Raw genomic sequence first — 21,468 nt, forward strand, 5'->3', positions numbered from 1 at the left:
TAATCTTGAATGAAATCAGTTGTCTTTTTCCGATAACAGTTGTGCAGAGAGTGATGCAGTTTCCGGTACGGGTCATCAATTTGTGACATATATTTTACTTTTCTACCGCATAGCGAGGACTTCCCTTATGATCTCGCAGAAACTGCTTTTTTCAAAGTTTGGTTCGGAAGGTACGATTTGCTGATTGCAGGTAACTGAGCACTAACTGTTGCTCGCCACGATTACTACTACTTGCGAGACAAAAAGAAGATTCCAGAGCTCGGAAGAAAAGCGACTCAGATACGTTCCCGACTCACTCAGGTCACCGTCCCTGCGAATTAGATGTGGACTCCACTTGGGTTATTGAAGGATGGTCCGAAAGTCCATGAATAAGAAGAGAAGCGATGTTATCTAAAAATGATCTTGAAACCCTCTGATGGAGAATATCAACTCTTGTTTAACGACCTTAAGCCAGCCACAACCGGGTTTCAGCATGGATTCAAGACAATTATTCTGAGAAGGTATCCGGGGGGAGCGCGTATTGCAAAAGTATTCAGCCGACGTTGAAGACCAGTGATTCCAGTTGGATATGTTATAGGCGAACGACGGATTTCGAACGAGACTGGTTTCACTGCTCGTAGCTGATTGTCGGATTTGAGGCAAAAACGTACTTCCGAGCGCAACGGTAGCGCGGAATCACAACACGAGGACCGACATCTATTCGAGCCTGTTTCAAGCCGCCTCGAGATAGTAATACTTGAGCAGCCCACCGAGACGTTCGCGTCATCCAAACGACATTGCTGGGGTCGTTTCATTCCTGGCCAGTGACGACGCGGCCTGGATTACAGGCCAACACATTCGTGCGGATGGTGGCGCGTCAAATTGATCTTGTTGATTATGATAGAATTAAAGTCAGCTCTTGCCCCATCGGGCCATAAGAAACACTGGTGGTGTGTGCATTCCAGCATAACTGTGATATCATTTTTAAATGAAGTTACATTATTGAATTGGGAATGTGAGGTCCGGACAAAGTGAAAACTGAGAGCCCCCAGGCGATCGTCGCTGGAATGAAACCAGAGCAGTTACCCATTCCCCAGCACAAGCTCCACGGCTGGACTCATTTTGCTGGTCTGTATGCAGGTGAGCATGTCGCGGCGACAGAGTTTGTGATTGGCGCAACTTTCGTCGCACTGGGGGCGACCACCACGGACATTCTGATTGGACTACTGATTGGAAATATTCTCGCTGTCCTGAGCTGGACCCTGATTACTGCACCAATCGCGGTTCAGACGCGACTGAGTCTCTACACGTATCTTGAAAAGATCGCGGGAGACTCGATGACCACGCTCTACAACTGGGCGAACGTGTTGATCTTCACGGTGATCTCGGCGGCGATGATTACTGTTTCCTGTACCGCAGTAAGACTGCTGTTCAATATTCCGGCTCAACTGGAATGGTATCCCACCAATAGCTTGTTCGTCGCTGTGGTACTCGCTGTTGGCGCCATCGTTGTTGTCGTTGCAATGTATGGATTCGATGCAGTCGCTGAGTTTTCGGGGCTGTGTGGCCCCTGGTTGGTCGTCATGTTTATCAGCGGAGCACTCGTTCTCTTTCCAGCACTCGCCGATTCCGTGCTTGGCCGAACGCAACTGAGCAGTCTCTCCGAGTTCATCACCATCGGTGATCGTTCCATTTGGACGGGAGTGAACAGCCAAGGCAAACCGGGCATCGGGCTATGGGAAGTCATCGGTTTTGCATGGGCAGCCAACACGATCACCCACTTTGGATTGATCGACATGGCGCTATTACGATACGCCAAGCGATCTGTATATGGGCTGTGCACCAGTGCAGGCATGTTGTTCGGTCACTACATCGCTTGGATATCCGCCGGCATTATGGGTGCGGGAACGGCAGCGTTACTCGAGTCAACGATCGTCGAACTCGATCCGGGCGACGTCGCGTTTCGGGCCCTTGGCTATTCCGGTTACGTCATCGTCATCGTGGCCGGTTGGACAACCGCGAATGCGAATCTGTACCGTGCCGGTTTGGCGGCACAAGCAATTTTCCACAACCATTCGCGAAAGAAAGTAACAGCGACCGTGGGAGTGATCACCGTGATGGTTGCCTGCTTCCCGTTCGTATTCAGCCAGATGCTGCCGTTACTGACGTATGCGGGGCTGTTGGTGGTTCCTGTGGGAGCGATCGTGTTTGCTGAGCACTTCGTTTTTCCTCGCATCGGTTTGACTCGATATTGGGTACACTACCGCAAGCTGACGCACAGTACGCCGGCTGTGGCGGCTTGGGCCGCAGGCTTATTTTTCGCATTCGGGCTGCAGGCCATGGAAGTGATGTCGTTCTTTTATCTCTTCTTGCCTACGTGGATCTTTACGATAGTCCTCTACACCTTATTGGCTCGCCGATTCGGAGCAGCGGAGACCTACCCTGCCGAACAGGAAGCAGATCAGAAAATCAACGAAGTAATTAAGCAGATGCAGGATCAGCAAGCGATTGAAGACGGAAAACCTCTCGTTGACGCGACAGTGTTATCGAAGACGCTGGGATTTATAGCGTGGACCAGTTTAGTACTGACCCTCCTGCTCGCACTCGTCGTGATGTTCAGAAGCCCGGACATGGTTACTTATGAAAAGAACGTTGCTATCTTTTACACTTGGGGCTTCGTCTTTACGATCATCTATTTCACGACATCGTACTGGGCTCTTCGTCGAAGCAAATGCATCGGTAATGATGCGATCACTACAAGCACCACTGCCTGAAGATATGGAACAAACCCGTGCAGTTGAATCAACAAAACCTAACGCAGCTCTCCGTGGAGTTGAATCCACCGACTTATGATCGTTCGCAGATCAAAGCTGGCATAGTCCATGTCGGTGTAGGTGGGTTTCATCGTTCGCACGAAGCATATTATACCGATGAGTTGTTGCGCACGGGTTCCGGATCAGACTGGGGAATCTGTGGTATCGGTCTGAGAGATGCGGACCGAAAGATGGCAACCCTCCTTAAAGAACAAGATTACCTTTATACGCTCATCATCAAGCATCCCGATGGAACGGTGCAGAATCGTATTATAGGCTCGCTGGTCGGATTTCTGCTCGGTTGCGATGATGCCACAGCAGTCATTGAACAGATGGCAAGTCCCGATACAAAGATAGTATCGTTGACGATCACTGAAGGAGGCTACAACGTTGACCCCGCCAGTGGCGATTTTGACGCAAAGAATCCTGACGCCATTCACGATATCCAGAACCCAATGCAACCTCGATTGGTGTTTTGTTACTTGACAGCCGCTTTGCGATTGCGACGTGAGCGAGGACTTCCGCCATTCACAGTTCAATCTTGTGACAATATCCAACACAATGGTGACCTGACTCGAAAATTGGTACTCGGTTTTGCTCGTTTGCAAGATGCCGACCTTGCGAAATGGATCGAAGAAGAAGTATGCTTCCCTAATGCGATGGTAGACCGAATTACGCCGGTAACCACTCCGACCGATATAGAGTACCTGGAAAATCAATTCCACGTCCATGATGAATGGCCTGTCACATGTGAGCCCTTCTGCCAGTGGATTATTGAAGACAACTTCTCAAACGGACGTCCTGAATGGGAGAAGGTCGGCGCACAATTCGTCACCGACGTAACTCCTTACGAAACGATGAAGTTGAGGTTACTCAATGCCGGCCATTCCGTGCTTGGCCTGCTTGGTTCCGTCTACGGCTATCAGACCATTGACCAAACCATTAGCGACGATCTTTTTGCAAGATTCTTGCGAGGATTCTTCGACAAGGAGGCAACTCCTATGCTGGATGCGGTCGAAGGTATCGATCTGGACCAATATAAAGACACGCTGATCGAACGATTCGGCAACCCCAATATCAAAGACAACTTGGCTCGAATCTGTCTGGAGAGTTCAAGTAAGCTGCCGGTCTTTTTATTTCCCACGATTCGTAAGAACTTAGAGCAAGGCGGCTCGATCGACTATGGGGTGCTAGTGATCGCTGCATGGTGCTATTACAGTGACAGCCATACGGACCGTTACGGGAAAGAGCTTGAAGTAGTGGATGCCATGAAAACCACGTTGCAGGAAGCAGCCAGAAAGACGTCCACCGACCCCCTCGCCTTCATTAAGCTCAGATCGGTGTTTGGCGATCTCGCTGATGACTCTCGTTTCGTAGAGACCTACAAGCGACTTGTAACACAAGTTTATAGCAATCCAGATGTTTCAATCCTGATGCAACAGATTAAGGCTTAGTAACAGACTTAGAATGAAGCTGTAGACATGACCGTCAGCAGCGATCTACAATTAAGACATTCCCTTTCTGGAGTCGCCTCCGCTCAGCCTCTATAAGAAACGTCTGGAAAATCAATTGATTAATCTATCTCGATTCCTGCTTCTTCTTTCTCTCTTCGCCACGACTTCGAATGTGCTTGCTGCACAATATAATATCGAAGATTATGGTGCCATCGCCAATGACGAGCTCGATGATACTTTAGCGATCCGCAAAGCGTTCAGTGCTTGTGAAGAGGCCGATGGCGGTGAAGTGTTCATTCCTGCTGGAATTTTCATTGTCTCCCGGCAAGGCACGGAGAGTCCGATCATTGAAATTCCGTCAAACACCACCGTGTCAGGAGAAGGCACGTCCTCCACTTTGAAATTCGATCCGGAAGTGAACAACACCAACTTTTGGAGAATGCTGGGAGCTGGTCCAACAGGTTGTCAAAATGTCACCATCCGGGACATACATCTCGACGGCAGCAATACATTCATGTCATACGATAAAGGGAAGACGCCCGAACAGAATTACGGCGTCTTTTTCTATAATACAAAAGCGACGATTGAGAACGTCACGATACACGATTGCCTGGTAGAAAACTTTAGCGGTGACTGTATCGCGATGAGTAAAGGTTGCCGAAACATGACGGTTCGCGACGTCTCATTGCGAAACTTTGTTCGGCAGGGAATCCAGATGGGAGGCGACAGCGGTTCCCACGATTATCTGGTGACAGGCTGCCAGGATTTGGAAGGTGAAGTGAAATCGGCCGGCTCGACTATTCACGTCGAACACGCCGATGGACTCAAAGGCGTTCAGATCACGAACAACCGCTGTAGTCAGTCAATTCTAGCGGGAGGCGTCGATGGCATCATTATTAGTAACAACGTCATCCAGGGCCGCTTGGCAGGCAACGGAAATTTAAATGCCGTCATCACTGGCAATTTTATCCGCGGGCGAGATGACCTGAAAAGATTTGTGGTCCAATTCGGGTACTCCAATGGCCTGATCTTCAAGAACAATATCATCATCGGCAACCATGAAGAAGCCGGTGGAATCTACGTTTGGGGAAGTTCGCGTTACCGTCCCGAACCAAGCCGCAATGTATTAATAGCTGACAATCTCATTCAGGTCCGAGGTGATGGAATCCAGTTAAATGGTGTCGATCATGGTAGCATTTCAAATAATATTATCTCGCCAGTAGGCGCAAAAACAAACATCGTTCAGAAGAGATCACAAAACATTCGTCTTGATACCGTTGCACCTTAAATACTTAGCCGAGACGATAATACTGTAATATCAGGGGTTCGTGAGACGCCGATAGCTTCTACTTTCGGAGAGCTTCTGGCTTTATACCTTCGGGGCAATCTGCACAGCCGTTTTCTTAGGCGGTCCGTTGTGCAATCAAACTCAAGTTTTCTGCCTCCTCGTCTCAGTGAGTCGATAAGATTTCCGAGCGTTCCTCCCGGCTGCTCGTGCTATTGGACCATAAGTTGGACTCTCGTCGAAGGCCCTGAACAACCTCTTTACTATCCATCATTTATAAGGTTGAAGAGGATTCTTTTTTGTGACTCCATTTGGTGGTACACTATCTAGTAGTGCTCACTCTGGGCCAATTCTTTTAAGGTTTCGATTTCACCCATTGGGGATATTTCAATGCGGGTTGCTGCTTTCTTCTTGCTCTCGTTAATGGCGACTTCAATATGCCTCGCATCCGATAGCTGGACCGAGTTCCGAGGTCCCACAGGGAATGGCCATGCTGCTGACAGTCAGCCAGCCATCTCCTGGAGCGAGACAGAGAATGTCACCTGGAAAGTTCCAATTCATGATAAAGGCTGGTCTTCACCAGTGATTCTGGGAAATCAGATTTGGATTACGACTGCGACGGAAGACGGACACAAACTGTACGCCATCTGTATTGATCGCGAGACGGGTGAGCAACTCCATGACCTATTGATCTTCGAAGTCGAAAGTCCAGAGCCGGTTCCCGCTGAAAACTCGTATGCTTCGCCAACCTCTGCCATTGAAGAAGGGCGAGTCTATGTGCATTACGGGACTTACGGAACGGCCTGTATCGATACCGAGACCGGAACCATTCTCTGGAAGCGACAGAACCTGAAGTGTGAGCACGAAGCCGGCCCCAATAGTTCTCCCATGTTGCTCGGCGAGATGTTAATCATGAATGTCGATGGCCGCGATGTGCAGTATGTCATTGCACTCGATAAAAAAACGGGAGATACAATCTGGAAAACGGACCGTTCCGTCGATTTCAGTTCCATCGGCGCGTATCAACGAAAGGCATATAGCATGCCGATCCACATCTCGTTTGACGGGAATGAACAACTTGTCAGCCCGGGAGGGCGAGCGATCATCTCATATGATCCCTCAACAGGTAAAGAGCTTTGGAAGATTCTACATCGCGGTTGGTCCATTGCCCCCCGCCCCGTATTCGGAAACGACCTTGTCTATGCCGTAATGGACCATGATCACCCTGAACTTTGGGCGATCCGACCTGATGGCCGGGGAGATGTCACAGATAGCCATATTGAATGGAAACTGACGAAAGGAATTCCCGCCCGTTCTTCTCCACTTCTGATTGATGAATTGCTCTTTTTTGTCGACCGAAAAGGAATTGCCTCCTGCGTCGATGCGGTCAGCGGAGAATCACTCGGAAAAGCTCGCCTCGACGGTAACCATTCCGCCTCGCCAGTATACGCGGATGGACGGATTTATTTTTTTAATGAAACGGGGAAAGCAACCGTCGTCAAGGCGAGCAGTGATCTTGAAGTCATTGCCGAAAACGAATTAACAAACGATATTCTGATGGCAAGCCCTGCCATCGCCGGAGACTCTTTGTTCGTCCGCACTGCCGGCTCTCTCTACCGAATCGATCCACCCACTGAGAAATAATCAACAAAGAGAAATAATCAATAGAAAGAAGTACTTCCAGAGGCCTCGACTGTATTCACCTCTAATCCAAATGAGGTAGTCGATCGGCGGGTACTGGCAAGACTGTTCCGTGTCGCATCTGTTCCGCCGGCAGAGACATTTCTCCGGTTCGATTAGTCCACTCAACGAGATCGGGACTCGTAGCAAGGCAGTAGGAGTAGTCACTGTCGGGAGCATCCCAGTAAAGGTACCAGAGACCGTTCAACTTAAAGAGCGACGGTCCCTCTCCCATGGTATCGACGATATCCGTTCCTGCGCCGACGATGGGGGGCCCTAATTTTGTATCATAAGGTTCCTGCATTTGGTTACTGAAGACAAGTCTCAGGTTTTTGCCGCCCTTATCCACCGACATTTCATTTTTGATCGCCATGACCCAACGATCATCTTCTCTCGCTTCTGTACCACGATTATCGTGCGCGATAACAGGATCGATCACGCTCATTTCCGGATCCTGCGGACTGAAAAACAATTCCGGTTCAGTGAACTCTTTAAAATGCGTCGTTCGAATTGCATAGGATCGATGGTCGTGACCATGCCCATCTTCAGATCCATCTGAATCGTCCAATTCCTCGGCGACGGTCGAACTCCAGAGAATTAAGTATTCATGTTGTTCAGGATCCCAATGGATCTCAGGAGCCCAAGTGTTGGAAACGTCCGTTCGCTTTCCCCAGACGTCGATCTTCAGCGGTTCACTCCAGTCTTTGAGATCTTTCGAATGAGCATAGCCGATGCTGCGCGACGCCCAACTGGTCGTCCAAACCATGTGAAATTCACCAGCGTGGTAAATGATAGATGGATCGCGTGTCAGGCTTTCATTCTCCCATTTCGGTGCTGGCATCACGACTTTTCCGTCATTTAACCAGTCGAATTTCAAACCATCCCGGCTGTAGGCGAAGTAAACGCCCGTCTCTCCATTACCCAGAAAGTAGGGAAGGAGAAATACGGTGTCCTCGGGAACGACCAGATTCGGCGATTCTTCTCCAGGAAGTTTTTGGGCATTTGAAACCATAAGCCCAACCAGCATTAAAGCCATACACAACCAACGCATTAAAACACCTCTACATTCAGAAAAAATACACACACATTACAGGATAGATTCACTTACCGACACTCACAGATGATCGTCAGTGATATCTTCACATCTTACCAGGCCACAGGAGAGTGTAGCTGTCATTCGACGTCCTGCTACAACTGACTTCATTAGAATAATTTCCCTGACCCTCTTTCATTTAAGCACTGAGGCCCTTCGTTTCTTGGATTTCCGACGCATTTATTGGCCTCTTCTACTTTCAACTCTCCTTCCCAGGATTGCAACAGGGGTTCGACGAGGTCGTTACCGTTGATATCTGGATCAAGCCACGGGTCGTAGGCTGCGGGATGAATGATGACCGGCATACGATCATGATAATCGGCAGCGACACCAACCGCCGCCGTCGTGAAGATCGTAAACGACTCGGTCTCTTTCCACTTCTCCCACAAACCCGCAAAAGCGAAAGGGATGTTATCCGGTTGATGAAAATGGTAGGGCTGCTTGTTCTTCCACTCATACCAGCCATCGGCAACAATCAGGCAACGGCGACTTTTCAATGCTCCCCGATAACTTTTCGCGATCTCTTCAGATCGGGCGTTAATCATCTTGTACCCGATTTTCTCGTCTTTCGCCCAACTGGGAATAAAACCCCAACGAAGCCTGTCGAGTACCGGTTGACCATCGCGAATGCGAACAACGGGCGCAAGCTGAGAAGGAGCAATATTAAAACGTGGCTGCCAGTCATACTCGGCCTGTAGCGCTTTCCATAACTCATGCGGTGGAATGCGAAGTGTAAATCTTCCACACATACTTGTTAGCCTTCATTTCATCTCTGAAGTGAATGAATTGAGAATAAAAGGACTACAATACGAACAACCACGACTGGACAGAGACGGTCGTGCTTTCGTTAGAATACAACTATCTCGCTATTATATCTCGCTGTTTCCAATCTTGTTTGAAGAGTTTCCGCTCGATGATTAAGTATTGTCAGAAACCAGATCATATTGTATTCACATTGATCATTTCATGCATCTTCTGGAGCAATTCTGGAATGACGATCGACGCAGCGGAAGAATTGTCTATTGGCCAGTCTAGAAATGTTGACCTCGTCGTTTATGGGAGCACCCCCGGAGGGGTTGTTTGCGCTGTCAGGGCAGCCCGGGAGGGATTACAGGTCGAATTAATCAGTCCGAACCAGCATCCCGGAGGGATGATCAGCAACGGGCTGAGCACGATGGATACTCTCTACAATGGTAGCCGATCCCCTCTTTACGATGAGTTCCGGGAATCGATTTACGATTATTACCGAAAGAAATACGGAACGGATTCTCCTCAATTCGCAGCGACCAATCCGGGGTATCCCAAGACTCGCTATGAGGCCAATGTCGCCGAACTCCTGTTTAAGCAACTACTGGAACGGGAACCAAATATTAACGTCAGTATGAATTGGATTCCCGAACAAGTCGACAGAGAGAAACGACTCGTTCAATCAGTGACGTTTCGACATCGACAACTCAAGGAAACGAAAACGCTTTTCGCCCCTTATTGGGTCGATTGCTCTTATGAAGCAGACTTGTCTGCTCTGGCAAGAGTTCCCTATCGCGTTGGACGAGAAGCCCGATCCGAGTTCCAAGAGCCGCATGCTGGCATTACTTATGTGCGTGAACGCGATTGGCCACCTGCTGATGGGAACGACCGCAAATGGCAGCTTGCCCGCGATTTGGAACTGGTACGATACGATAAATGGTACGAACTAATTCCTGGTGCCAGTACGGGAGAAGCAGACGGCGCCGTTCAGGCGTATAATATGCGTGCCATCATTACTCGTGATCCGGGCAACCGAGTTCCTATTCCAAAACCGACAAATTATCAGTCCGAAATGTTTACCGAGTTTGGATTTGGGGATCCCGATAAACCGGGGTTATCGATGCCAAATCAAAAGTTCGGTTTAAATCATCCAAAACTAGTCGGTCGACAGACTCCTTATGTAGAGGGAGACTGGCAGGCGCGAATCGAAGTCATCAATCAGCATGTGGACGCGACTTTAGGTTTACTCTATTACCGACAGCATGACCCCGCAGTGCCTGAGATAATCCGGGAAGGCTGGTTGGCATATGGCCTCCCTAAGGATGAATTCCCTGACAATGCTCACATGCCTTACGAAATCTACGCTCGCGAAACACGGCGAATTAAAGGGCGTCAGGTTTTCACTGAGCACGATGCCCAATTGCATCCTGAACTGGATAGAGCCCCGATCCATACAGACAGCATTGGCGCAACCGAGTGGTTTCTTGATAGCCACGCCTGCACTCCCCGCCGAGTCGCGGACAGTGAACAGGAAGGAAAAGTCATGATGAAGAATGAAACCTTCCCCGGACAAATCTCCTACAAGACACTCTTACCGGAAGAACTCGACAACCTCCTCGTACCAGTATGTCTTTCCTCTTCACACGTTGGCTGGGGAACCATTCGACTGGAGCCTACCTGGATGACTGTCTGTGAAGCCGCCGCGTTGGCCATTGTTCAAGCGAACGAAAAAGATATTCAACCGGCGAACATTGATGTCGATCAACTGGTGCGACAACTGGCAGACCGCCGGTTTCTAATCACCTTTTTCAACGACATCGAAGACCATCCTCAGGCGGACTGGTACCCGGCAGTGCAGTATCTCGGAACACAAGGATACTTCGGTACCTATAACGCCCGTCCCACCGAAGCGATGACGGCTCCCTTAGCCAAATCCTGGTTAAGAAGACTGAAGGCTCACCTGAGAGAGCCAACTTTCTCTCCGTCGCAAGCGGCACAAGAAGTCCTGAAAGCAGAACGGATTGACGGGGCAGAAATATCCTCGAAAGCGTTCATTGATATGTTAAGCGAAATCTTGGACCAACATCCCGATCGAAAATCAAATGTTGAATCCGTTTTCTTAGAGCTTGCGATATCACCGGAGAAGACCCTTTCGCGCGGCGATGCGGCCCGTTTGATTTACGCCTTGAGCAACCCTTCAGAAGAATAATAAATGCGGGGCTGTTACCAAGATTACTTCCCTGGGTTAATAGGTTATTTCTCGACTAAGCCAAGATCGCTGCGGACGTCCGGATTGGTTATCAATGCGGGATGCTTGTATTGCTCGGCTGTTCCGCCCCGTTTCTTCAGCATCTCCCGATTGTAATCTTCCCAGCGACCTGTCGGAATTAATTCAACGCGGACGGGATGTAACCGACCCGATTCCCGTTTAGCCTCGTATTCGATGTTAGACTTTCGAAGCTCCTCTTCGACCGTATCTGCAAGCTGTGTCGCCAACTCAGAATTTGGAAGGTCAGATTCCTCGACAAGCAAGCTGTAACCAGCGGTCTCTCCCTCACGGTCCGGAATCAAACCGTATCCGGCTAGCTTCAGTTCCAAGTGTTTGAGTGCCGCGCTGACAGAACTGGCCACTTGATACTCAGACAACTTTTCACCGGTGAGATTCGAGATATTACTTCCCTTATTGAGAAACGCGATCTCCGGTGTTTTTTCAAAGAATCCGATACATTTCACGACATCACAAATGTGATATCGGTACAACCCGTTGGGGGTGGTCATGATGATGTAATACTCCCCCTCCTTTTCGAGTTCATGGGCTTCCAACACGGTTGGTTCGTCCGAATCGATTTCGGCGACGGGAATAAACTCGTAATAACCAGTGGTGATATCGAGCACACCGCCGGGCGTATCGTCTTCCTTCGGGATCGTCATCCGGTTTTCACTGGCAACGAGCCCGATATCTCGAATCGCCGTTTTGTCACTGAAATAATCAGGGAAATGCTGTAAGTAAGATTGAAGACTTCCCCCCAGCCAGCAGCCGATCATTCCCAGATTCGGCCAGATGTCTCGCGGCCGTAGTGCCCCTGTCTCTTCAAGAATTTGTTCCAGTTCTGCAGCTCGTTTCGGGTTCGGTTTCAGTTTTCTCCGAACCGCCTTGCGGACAACGTCCGGGAATTCGAACTCGGTGGTGAGCGTCCCCTCATATAAATCTTTAATCAATGTCTGGGCGTGCTCCGTACCGAATCGAGCAAGTTTGACATGCGTACTGGGGTTCGGAGAGATCCACATCCCGACATCACGGCTGACACCCAATCGCCAAGCCAGGTAATATTTCGCATCGGACTGCTTAATCTTGCCACTTTCCGGCGGCAGAACGTAGGTCATCCGAAAGAACGGGTTCTGCATCTGGGTTGTTAATCCACTGATGCTACCGCAGGGAATACCCCCTTCGGAGTAGAACTCTTCGTGGTCCGATACCATCGTAATTTTGGGTTTCGGGAACAGGTGCGGGTAATGATAAAAGACACCCAGCCCCCACAGCGACCAACCCCTGCGATAGTCATCAACCGATTCATCTGTAACGGGGATGAATTTGCGCGAACTACTCGTACCGCTGGTCAGCGCAAACATCAGCACTTGCTGATCGCTGAAGAGAATATTCTTCTCTCCCTTTTTGATCTTATCGATATAGGGAGCGAAGTAGTCGTATTCCGAAATAGGCACCCGTTTACGAAACTCTTCGATCGAGTTGATCTCGGAGAAATGGTGCTCCTGACCGAATTCAGAGTTCCGGTTTCGTTTCAGCAGACTGAAAAGCAGTTCCTGCTGAATCTTCTGCGGTTCTTTGATCGCGGCGAAAAACCGGTTGACCTCTTTATTCGCTTTTCGGCCCAGTACCTTTTGCACGAGGGTCAACCATAAAGACATGAGACGCCGCTTTCAGTGAGAGAAGAAGTTCGCCTGTGAGGACGACCATGAAAATTTTATTGCTGCTGTTTTAACCAGAGCATTAATCCTTTTGCCAGATGCATTCTGTTTTCCGCTTGCAGGAACGCAGCGGACTGTCCGCTATCCATGACTCCGTCGGTCACTTCATCTCCCCGATGGGCGGGTAGACAATGCAGAAACTGACAATGCTTCGGCGTTTTCGCCATCAGCTTTTCATTGATCTGATAAGGCTCGAAAATCTTTTTTCGTTTCTGCTCTTCCGATTCCTGTCCCATGCTGGCCCAGACGTCGGTGTAAACCACGTCGGCCTCTTTAACCGCCAAGTCGACATCGTTGGTCACGTTGACCGACCAGTTGGGATATTTAGAGCACAACCGTTTCAGTAATTCAGGATCGAGTTCAAAACCGGCAGGCGTACAGATGGTGATCGGCATCCCCAACTGGGCCGTGATGATCGCCAGCGACGCGACGACATTGTTTCCGTCTCCAACGTAGACCAGTCTCCGTTCGCGGTAGTCGTCGAACAGTTCCGACATTGTAAAAATATCCGTCAGCGCCTGACAGGGATGATAACTGTCAGAGAGCGCATTGATGACCGGACAACTGGACCAGTCAGCAAATTCATCGATAAACTTCTGTGAGAAAGTTCGAATCGCGACGAAGTCGGAATAGCTACTGACGACGCGGGCGACATCGGCGAGAGATTCCCGCCCTTTGAGCCCGGCCTCCTGAGTCGTCAGAAATATGCCGCCCCCTCCCAGATGGATCATCGCCGTTTCAAAACTGTGGCGAGTCCGTAGTGAAGGTTTCTCAAAGAGCATGGTAATCACATGCCCGGCCAGATGAGCTTCCCGTTTTCCTGCTTTCCAGCTCGCTTTCAAATCGCGCGCTGTCTCTAGTACTGCTTCCGTTTCGGAAGGCTGCCAGTCGAGCAAGGTTTTCAGGTGTTTCATAATCCTGAATTCCGTTAGTTTTAGATGAATAAAATACTTGAATTTATCAATTTTTCAGGATAACAGACCGCAGAGCGGACCCGATTCTCCCTGTCGATAAAATACGAAAAGCCGGGACGAATCCCGGCGAATAAAGTCGATATTGGTTGTCGTTCAGACAGCAATGTCCCTGATCTTACAGCGGTTATCGACCGCTGTCATCAGGCTTCGTCAGCCATTTCCCGCAGTGCTTCGGCGATCACTTCAAAGCCTTCGTCGAAGATTTCGGTTGTGGTGTTTAGAGAGGGTAGTAACCGAACCACTGTATCGTGAGTCGCGTTAATCAGCACCCCCTGCTCCATACACTTCTGAACTGCCGGTTTTGCCGGGATCGTCAGTTCGGCACCAATCATCATTCCGCAAACCCGCACGTCCTGAATTATTGGCAGCTCTTCCTGCAATTCTTTGAATTTGGCCTCAGCGTGAGCAGAAACGATCTGCACATTCTCAAGCAGGTTTTCTTCTTCGATCGTATTGACCGTCGCAATTCCCGCTGCCATGGCGATCGGGTTGCCGCCGAACGTGCTGGCATGCATGCCCGGTCGCAGGCTCGGAGAAACCTCTTCCGTGGCAAGAATTGCTCCACAGGCAACGCCACCGGCGAGCCCTTTTGCTAATGTCATGATATCAGGTTGAACGCCGAAGTGCTGGTAACCGAACCAGGTCCCCAGTCGCCCCATCCCGGTTTGGACCTCGTCAAAGATCAGCAATGCACCGTATTCGTCGGCGAGTGCTCGCAGACCTTCCAGGAACTCTTTGGTCGCCACATTAACGCCACCTTCGCCCTGTACTGGTTCAAGCAGAATCGCGCAGGTCTCGTCGTCAATCAGTTCTCTAACCGCTTCCAGGTCATTGAATGGAGCATACCGGAACCCGGCCATCAGTGGACCAAGCCCTTCCTGGTACTTCGGCTGAGCTGTCGCCGTTAATGTGGCGAAGGTTCTCCCGTGAAAACCGTTCTCGAACGTGATGACTTTATGTTTGCCTTCAGAACTGTGTAAGCGGGCCAGCTTGATCGCCCCTTCGTTTGCTTCGGCACCACTGTTACAGAAGAACGCCTGACCGAAACCATGCGTCGTCAGCTGTCGTGCAAATTCACCCTGCTGCTCGGTGTACCAGGTATTTGGTACATGAATCAATCGGGCAGCCTGTTCCTGAATCGCCGTCACCAGTCGCGAAGGGGAGTAACCGAGGATATTACAGCCCCAACCGGGAAAGAGGTCGAGGTACCGTTTCCCTTCCGCATCCCAGACATGACACCCTTCTCCGCGAACAAGGCTGATTGGGTACCGACCGTAGTTCGGGATAACGTGTTTATCAAAGACCTGAATGACTTCCTGACTCGAAAGGAAACCTGTGGTGCTCACGTGCTCGACCTCGTTGGGAGTAAATGTGTTTGACTAAATGTAATAATGAGTGATTCAATAATGAAGTAATTCATCGAGGATCAGAACGACTTTTTTCGGGAGCGCGTATGTTCCAGAGGGTTACTGGACGATCTCGGTTCCGATTCCGGTATTCGAATAAATTTCAAGCAGAACAGTATGCGGCTTTCGGCCATCCACAATATGAACTTTGTGAACCCCGACATCCAGTGCTTCCAAGGCCGCTTCGACTTTGGGAATCATACCAGATGAGATTGTACCATCCGCAATCAGTTCCCGTACGCGACCGATGGTCAAATGGGACTGTAACGTTTCCGGATCATTCGGATCGAGATAGATCCCAGAAACGTCACTCAGGAAAACGAGCTTTTCGACTTCCAGGTCACGAGCGACCGCCGCAGCAGCGGTGTCCGCATTGATGTTGTATCGGTTTCCGTTTTCATCCAGTCCAACGGAGGGAATAATGGGGATGAGACCGGACCGACATTTTTCTTTGATTAAATCGCAGTTAACGCGAGATACCTGACCGACAGCGCCTAGATCGATTGGGTTCCCTGAATCATCCTTCAGAATCAGCTTTTCCGCAATAAGGCTGTTTTCACTGTCAAAGTGCAGGCCAATAGCCTGGGCCCCCTGACGTTCAATCTCTTGAACCAGAGAAGAGCAAATTTCGTGGGCAAGCACATCGGTCGCGATCTGGAGCGTTTCTGGATCGGTGTAGCGGCGGCCCTGAACCCAGCGCGATTCAATTCCAGCCGCCTCGACAGCCTTATTAATCGCCTTACCGCCACCATGAACAATCACCGGGTGCATCCCGACCGTTTCCATGAAGATGACGTCCGTCAGAAACTTATTAATCGCGTCCCGGTCCTCAAGCGTGCTACCGCCCAATTTAATGACGACGTATTTTCCTCTAAACCGGCGTATCCAGTTGAGGGCTTCTACGAGGACCTGTGCTTTCCGGACTGCTTCGTCCAAATCGTTGCTCCATAACATCTTGAGTCGACTCTGCCGACTCGGTCGCCATTATAAACGGCAAAATGGGGAATCACTTATTTTGATTGGTGCGGATGAGGTTGTCAATCAACGGAGGCAAATTCGGATACGAGATGATGCGACCCACAATGTTGGTGCCCCAGAGTTGATTCGACGACTGCGATCAATTGAAATCGATTTCCCGCTTTTCAAGTGGGATAAGTTGACACTTCTACCGAATCTGGTTGGAGTAGGTGTATACAGTGTCGTTAGTGCATATCCAAACAAACTGTCAAACAAACTGTCAAACAAACTGTCAAACAAACTGTCAAACAAACTGTCAAACAAAATATCCATCACGAATCCACCCGATCCAAACAATGAATAACTACTGGTGCTCCATGCTCGATTATCATTCTCATCTATCTTATCTCCGACCGTCTCTGCTTACGGCAGCCGTCTTTGCTCTCTGCCTGACGATGGGTGTTACACCTGCACCGGCAGAAGATGCCGTCGAAAGTATCTGGTTAAACGAATCGAGTCTATATGCAGACGCCGTCGTCGTGCACGATCAGGCACTAGTCCACAGCGGTCTGATCTTGCCTATTGGGAACTTTGGCGAAATCGCTGAGGGTGATTTCAAGGCCCAGTTATCTCAACTGGGAACGAACATAAGAAGAATTTCACAACCAGTCGACAAAAAGCATCATAAAGTTCTGATTCGCTACCATTTGGCATCCGAAGAGCATCTGAATTACATGAACGGAGAAGTAAAAAAGCACGCCGGCCCCGCTGATCACTCCCGCCCAATTCCGGTCATGACCTTGGTCGTCAGTCCTCTGCCACATCCAGAAGCTCTCGTCGGAGCCGAAATCATTTTCGCCACTGAAAACCAATATAAAGAAGTCACCTATCTTCCCACCTTCTTGAAAGAACACCGACTGACTGTTCTTCCACGTGGTCGAGCTATTTATATTTCCGGACAGCTGGAAAAAGGGGACGGCACCATCGAAACTGCCCGGTTGACCATGGAGGGGTTGCATAAGACTTTAGAACACATCGGTCTTGATGCGTCTCACGTCGTCAGTATTCGCACATTCCTCGATCCTATGTCCAAAGTGGGCGAAGTGGACGAAGTCGTCAACAGCTTCTACACAGGCGATATGAAGCCATCCATTACCCACATGGAATGGAAGACGACGGACAGCATCGAAATTGAGATGGTCGTATTCGCGCCCGATGATGTCAGAATCGAAGGGGCTGATTCCAAACAGTCCGTACAACACTTCTGGCTTCCCTGGTTGACCGTCTCCCCCGTTTACTGCCGCTGGACGCTGGTGAACAGCCCGGACCGTATTTATATCGACGACATTCTGGCCCAGAATACGGCCACTCATGAAGAAGAGATCCATGAAATCTTCGGAAAGATGAAGGAGATTCTCACCGCGACGGGCAGCGACTTCAACCATTTAGCCAAGGCAACCTACTACACGACTAACGCTGAAGTCAGCAAACCCTTTGGGCAGATTCGGCCAGAGTACTATGATCCCGAACACCCTCCCGCCGCATCTTTGGCGCGCGTACAGGGAATTGATGGGAAATCGAACTCCATCGCAATCGATATGATCGCCGCTCCCGCGTCGAAATAAGCAAGTCAAATTAACCAAAACGAAACTCAATAAAAAAGCGTTCTCACACTTCTTATGTGGGAACGCTTTTTTTATTGCGGCGAGGAACTCAGTTAGACAACGACTTCTTCCAAGCTCGCTTCTTTCGATGTCTGCAGAAGCAACTGATTAAGATCAAGCTCGTAGTAATGATCGTCCCGGGTGGGTTCCATTGGTCCGGGAGTGATGAACAACCGGCCTTCCTGGGGAGCGAATACCAGACTTCCTTGATTGTCGTTCCGCCGAACCGTGTTCTTGGTCGGGTGATTGGGAATTCGCTCCCGCTGGATATCGTATCGATCCCGTAACGAAGCCTGGGCTAGTTCAAGACTGACTTCCTCTTCCTCATTCCATTGAAGTAAATCCTCTAATCGCTGAAGGCGGTATTCCGAGTGGCTGATTCGGTTCCCCGTCTCCGGTAGCATAATGGAATGATTCGTACTGAGTAACCGACTCAGATTGCTACGAACGAAGACATCGTGTCCCTCGTATTCCAAATAGCAGATACGACCGGTACTCGCTTCACTCAGACAAAGCGACCAGGCCCCGTTTCGATCCATATCATGAAACACCGCGAGAGCGGACTCAATGCTGTCAGCTTTCTCCAGAATATTCTTTACAATCGCTGGGTGAATTCTTCCCTTGGATATTTCCGGATGACGGGGTCGGTCGAGCAGAATCGTTGTCGAAACAGTCAAACCGCACTCGTTAATGCCGTTAAGGCCCCCCACCTGCCCTGCAATCGAATACAGCAAGTTGCGATAGCCATCCTTCGGGTTCCGTAACTGCAACACCCGCCGCATGGCGGAACCGATCAGCATCGTGATGGGAGAATCTTCATTCACGCAGTGCAGCATTCGGCCGCCACGATTCGCCTCTTCCGAAATCGCAAACTGCGAGCAACCCGGAATGTATTCCGGATACAGACCAAGATTATGCCCCAGGGCCGCCGGAAAGCTGATTCCCATCGCATCGGCCAGACCGTGGATCTCTTCGATTTCAGATTCGCCGAAAAAGATCGTCGGGTCGGAAATGGCGTCATTGAGTTCAGGGATATCAAACAGTCGCGGACCCAGGACTTTCGCCACTTTCCGTGTTACCTGCTTCGTTTGCGCCGCTTGATTGCGACCATGCTGGAAACCCATCTCGTAGGGAGTTCCGCTTAACTCCACGACAGGAATCGGAAAGCCATCCGGAATGGAAGATTCAGACTGCTGACGTAAATCGAGGTTCTGATAAGTTCTTTCAGAAGATAGTTTTCGCTGGATGAAGTCCAGGATTTGGCGTAAAGAACAGGAGCCTCCCAAGGGCAATTCTTTGATCAAACCGACCAGCGAGCTGAGATTGAATTGCTTTGAGACTTCAATCAACATCTCAATCTGCATACACCCGTCGATGAAATAATCATCATCGAGCGCTGCATCCAGATCGAATAGTCGAGCGGGATAGCCTGTTTTTTGACTCAGAAATTGAACGCACGCTTCAGCTAATGCATCCCTGCGAGAAGACAATCGAGGTGAACTCATTTTACCTGACCAGTAATCGCTACCCGTTCCTGACGCGATCATGCTGTTGGTTCCTTAAACAATGGGAACACTAAACAGAAAGCGTCTTGCGAACGTCGCTTCGTTGCGGTGAGATATCCCCGCCTGTCGCATCGATCTATTCGAATGCTTATACATGACGGGAACAACTTGTAGAGATCCGTAACAACCCGCTTCGTTGCGAGTTGCCGTTTCCAAGAACTCACATTACTCATCTCTTTCCAAATCTTCAATCAGAAAAGAGGAGTCTGCCAAAAATGTTCGCAAGCCGTTTCCGACTTCACGACTAGCTTGCCCGGTCAAATGTAAGATTAGGTAAACGACATGTTAATTTCTGGTTCAATATCTATTCGGCTTGCCCTTCTCTGCCTGTTCTACCTCTATTTCGCAGTTTACAGTTTTCGTCTATCACTGTATCGACGGGGATTACGCTGATTACTGCGGCCCGAAATTCCGCTTGCTGTTCGGAGCGATGCCTCGTTGATCATGGACAGGTTGACCGCCTCACTCTTAAGATTAAAAAACATCTACATAGAAATATCTCTCGGAGTTCTGGGAGATTCTTTATCTTCTCCAGTTTTCACCAGCGGGGCCTGTTTCGTAATCAGCTCCTTTAGAAGGGTAATACCGTGCGCCGGAGTAAAGTTTTGGAAAAGATTCGAGCAGGGAAAGTCGCTCGAATCTGCTGTCTGGGACACGTCGTTCCCGCCTTCGTCCGTTTTGCCGCTGAATTCGGTTTCGACGGTATCTGGCTCGATAATGAGCACCGGGCCATGAGCGACCGCGAAGTTCAGATGATACTTGCCTATTTTCAACTGCACGACATCGACTGCATTCTGCGACCGCCCACCCTTGAAAAAAGCCGGCTCTACCGCTATCTGGAAGATGGAGCGACTGGCCTGATGATTCCCCACGTATCGACGCCTGAGAAGGCTCACGACCTCGCGCAATCGGTCAAATTTCCTCCGCTGGGTGATCGTGGTCTCGACGGAGCCGGGCTCGATTCCGACTTCATGTTCGATGATATCGATGAATATGTGAAATTCGCGAACAAAGAAACATTTCTCTGCGTACAGATCGAAACCGTTGAAGCAGTAAACAATGCGGAAGCCATTGCCGCTGTTCCCGGTGTCGACTGCCTGTTCGTCGGTCCTGGAGACCTGGGGCTTCGTCTGCGAAATATGGACAATCCCCCCTTTGACATCAATGGGGCTCAGAAAATTGTCTCCGAAGCGACGAAGAAACATGGCAAGTCCTGGGGACAGCCCGCGTTCAACAAAGAGATGGTCAAAGATTTACACCAGAATCTGAACGCCCAGTTCCTGAACTTCGGTGGAGACTTCGGTGCTCTTCGCGGCATGCTGGAAGAAAATGCCGGACAATTGGACGAAGTTCTGGGCGAAGACTATAAATCAGAAAAGCCCAGCCGGAAGACTTATTGATTGTATAATCAATATCTCGACCGTTGAGCGATCCCATTTGATAACCAGCCAAAGAGAGGTTTTAATAATATGCCGAAATTAACCGTTGAAGGTTATGGTGAGTTTGAAGTTCCCGCAGGTAAACGGCTTGTACTGGCAATGTCCGATGAAGCGGGTGTCGACCAGCTTCACGCTTGTGGTGGCGCCGCAAGATGTACGACCTGCCGGGTTGAATTCATCGAAGGTGAACCTGAAAGCATGAGAGATGCCGAAAAAGCTGTTCTGGAAGCACGAGGTCTGGAAGGCGTTCGGCTCAGCTGCCAGATCACCTGTGACCACGACATGCAGATTAAAGCGATCAGCCGACTCGAAGGCAGCGGACGCAAAGACGCTGGTTCCCGCCCGACTGATGAAATGCAACCCTGATTCCCCGTCAGCACATATAACGTTACAGGTTATGACGGCCCGAAAGAGTCGTAGCAAAA

General features: G+C 49.8%; 15 protein-coding genes and 1 pseudogene. 9 read left to right on the forward strand and 7 right to left on the reverse strand.

All coding sequences use genetic code 11. The annotated features are described in order from the left end of the window. Nucleotides 1-745 precede the first annotated feature (745 nt). From Pla110_RS14180 to Pla110_RS14200, 5 genes and pseudogenes are all read left to right on the forward strand, one after another. Nucleotides 746-865 (forward strand): annotated as a pseudogene (locus Pla110_RS14180) (SDR family oxidoreductase); the annotation flags it as partial. A 181-nt stretch (nt 866-1,046) separates the two neighbouring features. After that, nucleotides 1,047-2,753, forward strand: a complete 1,707-nt coding sequence (locus tag Pla110_RS14185; RefSeq protein WP_390620501.1) for a purine-cytosine permease family protein — start codon at nt 1,047-1,049, stop codon at nt 2,751-2,753. Between the two features lie 2 nt (nt 2,754-2,755). Next, complete coding sequence (locus Pla110_RS14190; RefSeq protein WP_390620502.1) at nt 2,756-4,246, forward strand: mannitol dehydrogenase family protein; 1,491 nt, start codon at nt 2,756-2,758, stop codon at nt 4,244-4,246. 115 nt (nt 4,247-4,361) lie between these two features. Beyond that, nucleotides 4,362-5,534 carry a glycosyl hydrolase family 28-related protein gene (locus Pla110_RS14195; RefSeq protein WP_144996403.1) on the forward strand — a complete coding sequence of 391 codons (1,173 nt, stop codon included), beginning with the start codon at nt 4,362-4,364 and terminating at the stop codon, nt 5,532-5,534. Nucleotides 5,535-5,921: 387 nt separating this feature from the next. Continuing rightward, nucleotides 5,922-7,175 (forward strand): outer membrane protein assembly factor BamB family protein, encoded by a 1,254-nt coding sequence (locus Pla110_RS14200; protein ID WP_144996404.1) that lies wholly within the window; start codon nt 5,922-5,924, stop codon nt 7,173-7,175. Between the two features lie 61 nt (nt 7,176-7,236). Here Pla110_RS14200 and Pla110_RS14205 read toward each other — a convergent pair whose 3' ends face one another. Next, on the reverse strand, nt 7,237-8,223 hold the full coding sequence (locus tag Pla110_RS14205) for a glycoside hydrolase family 43 protein (RefSeq protein ID WP_197440209.1): 987 nt from the start codon (nt 8,221-8,223) through the stop codon (nt 7,237-7,239). A gap of 191 nt (nt 8,224-8,414) precedes the next feature. Next, nucleotides 8,415-9,053: an SOS response-associated peptidase gene (locus Pla110_RS14210; protein ID WP_144996406.1), complete on the reverse strand. Its 639-nt coding sequence runs from the start codon at nt 9,051-9,053 to the stop codon at nt 8,415-8,417. Nucleotides 9,054-9,295: 242 nt separating this feature from the next. Between Pla110_RS14210 and Pla110_RS14215 the strand changes: the two genes are divergently transcribed. Continuing rightward, nucleotides 9,296-11,260 carry an FAD-dependent oxidoreductase gene (locus tag Pla110_RS14215; protein ID WP_197440210.1) on the forward strand — a complete coding sequence of 655 codons (1,965 nt, stop codon included), beginning with the start codon at nt 9,296-9,298 and terminating at the stop codon, nt 11,258-11,260. A gap of 44 nt (nt 11,261-11,304) precedes the next feature. Here Pla110_RS14215 and Pla110_RS14220 read toward each other — a convergent pair whose 3' ends face one another. The 4 genes from Pla110_RS14220 to argB all read right to left on the reverse strand — a co-directional run bounded on the left by Pla110_RS14220 (nt 11,305) and on the right by argB (nt 16,354). Beyond that, on the reverse strand, nt 11,305-12,978 hold the full coding sequence (locus Pla110_RS14220) for a GH3 auxin-responsive promoter family protein (RefSeq protein WP_144996408.1): 1,674 nt from the start codon (nt 12,976-12,978) through the stop codon (nt 11,305-11,307). 56 nt (nt 12,979-13,034) lie between these two features. Continuing rightward, nucleotides 13,035-13,952, reverse strand: a complete 918-nt coding sequence (gene argF / locus Pla110_RS14225) for an ornithine carbamoyltransferase (protein ID WP_144996409.1) — start codon at nt 13,950-13,952, stop codon at nt 13,035-13,037. A 200-nt stretch (nt 13,953-14,152) separates the two neighbouring features. Then, nucleotides 14,153-15,358, reverse strand: coding sequence for an aspartate aminotransferase family protein (locus Pla110_RS14230; protein WP_144996410.1), 1,206 nt, complete (start codon nt 15,356-15,358; stop codon nt 14,153-14,155). Between the two features lie 120 nt (nt 15,359-15,478). Further along, nucleotides 15,479-16,354 carry an acetylglutamate kinase gene (argB, locus tag Pla110_RS14235; RefSeq protein ID WP_144999718.1) on the reverse strand — a complete coding sequence of 292 codons (876 nt, stop codon included), beginning with the start codon at nt 16,352-16,354 and terminating at the stop codon, nt 15,479-15,481. 398 nt (nt 16,355-16,752) lie between these two features. On the opposite strand from argB, the gene Pla110_RS14240 reads away from it, so the two are divergent. Then, complete coding sequence (locus tag Pla110_RS14240) at nt 16,753-18,000, forward strand: RidA family protein (protein WP_231742457.1); 1,248 nt, start codon at nt 16,753-16,755, stop codon at nt 17,998-18,000. A gap of 92 nt (nt 18,001-18,092) precedes the next feature. On the opposite strand, the gene Pla110_RS14245 is transcribed toward Pla110_RS14240, so the two are convergent. Then, entirely contained in the window at nt 18,093-19,586 is a 1,494-nt protein-coding gene (locus tag Pla110_RS14245; protein WP_144996412.1) for a C45 family autoproteolytic acyltransferase/hydolase, read from the reverse strand. A gap of 605 nt (nt 19,587-20,191) precedes the next feature. Between Pla110_RS14245 and Pla110_RS14250 the strand changes: the two genes are divergently transcribed. Together Pla110_RS14250 and Pla110_RS14255 are read left to right on the forward strand one after the other, a co-directional pair. Then, nucleotides 20,192-21,004, forward strand: coding sequence for an HpcH/HpaI aldolase family protein (locus Pla110_RS14250; protein ID WP_144996413.1), 813 nt, complete (start codon nt 20,192-20,194; stop codon nt 21,002-21,004). Nucleotides 21,005-21,073: 69 nt separating this feature from the next. Continuing rightward, nucleotides 21,074-21,409 (forward strand): 2Fe-2S iron-sulfur cluster-binding protein, encoded by a 336-nt coding sequence (locus tag Pla110_RS14255; protein WP_144996414.1) that lies wholly within the window; start codon nt 21,074-21,076, stop codon nt 21,407-21,409. Nucleotides 21,410-21,468: the final 59 nt, after the last annotated feature.

The organism is Polystyrenella longa, assembly GCF_007750395.1.
Classification (GTDB): domain Bacteria; phylum Planctomycetota; class Planctomycetia; order Planctomycetales; family Planctomycetaceae; genus Polystyrenella; species Polystyrenella longa.

Coding starts and splice junctions, on each gene's coding strand:
- Pla110_RS14185 (WP_390620501.1), top strand. CDS start 1,047: ATGAAACCAGAGCAGTTACCCATTCCCCAGCACAAGCTCCACGGCTGG.
- Pla110_RS14200 (WP_144996404.1), top strand. CDS start 5,922: ATGCGGGTTGCTGCTTTCTTCTTGCTCTCGTTAATGGCGACTTCAATA.
- Pla110_RS14205 (WP_197440209.1), bottom strand. CDS start 8,223: ATGGTTTCAAATGCCCAAAAACTTCCTGGAGAAGAATCGCCGAATCTG.
- Pla110_RS14210 (WP_144996406.1), bottom strand. CDS start 9,053: ATGTGTGGAAGATTTACACTTCGCATTCCACCGCATGAGTTATGGAAA.
- Pla110_RS14215 (WP_197440210.1), top strand. CDS start 9,296: ATGACGATCGACGCAGCGGAAGAATTGTCTATTGGCCAGTCTAGAAAT.
- Pla110_RS14220 (WP_144996408.1), bottom strand. CDS start 12,978: ATGTCTTTATGGTTGACCCTCGTGCAAAAGGTACTGGGCCGAAAAGCG.
- argF (WP_144996409.1), bottom strand. CDS start 13,952: ATGAAACACCTGAAAACCTTGCTCGACTGGCAGCCTTCCGAAACGGAA.
- Pla110_RS14240 (WP_231742457.1), top strand. CDS start 16,753: ATGCTCGATTATCATTCTCATCTATCTTATCTCCGACCGTCTCTGCTT.
- Pla110_RS14245 (WP_144996412.1), bottom strand. CDS start 19,586: ATGATCGCGTCAGGAACGGGTAGCGATTACTGGTCAGGTAAAATGAGT.
- Pla110_RS14255 (WP_144996414.1), top strand. CDS start 21,074: ATGCCGAAATTAACCGTTGAAGGTTATGGTGAGTTTGAAGTTCCCGCA.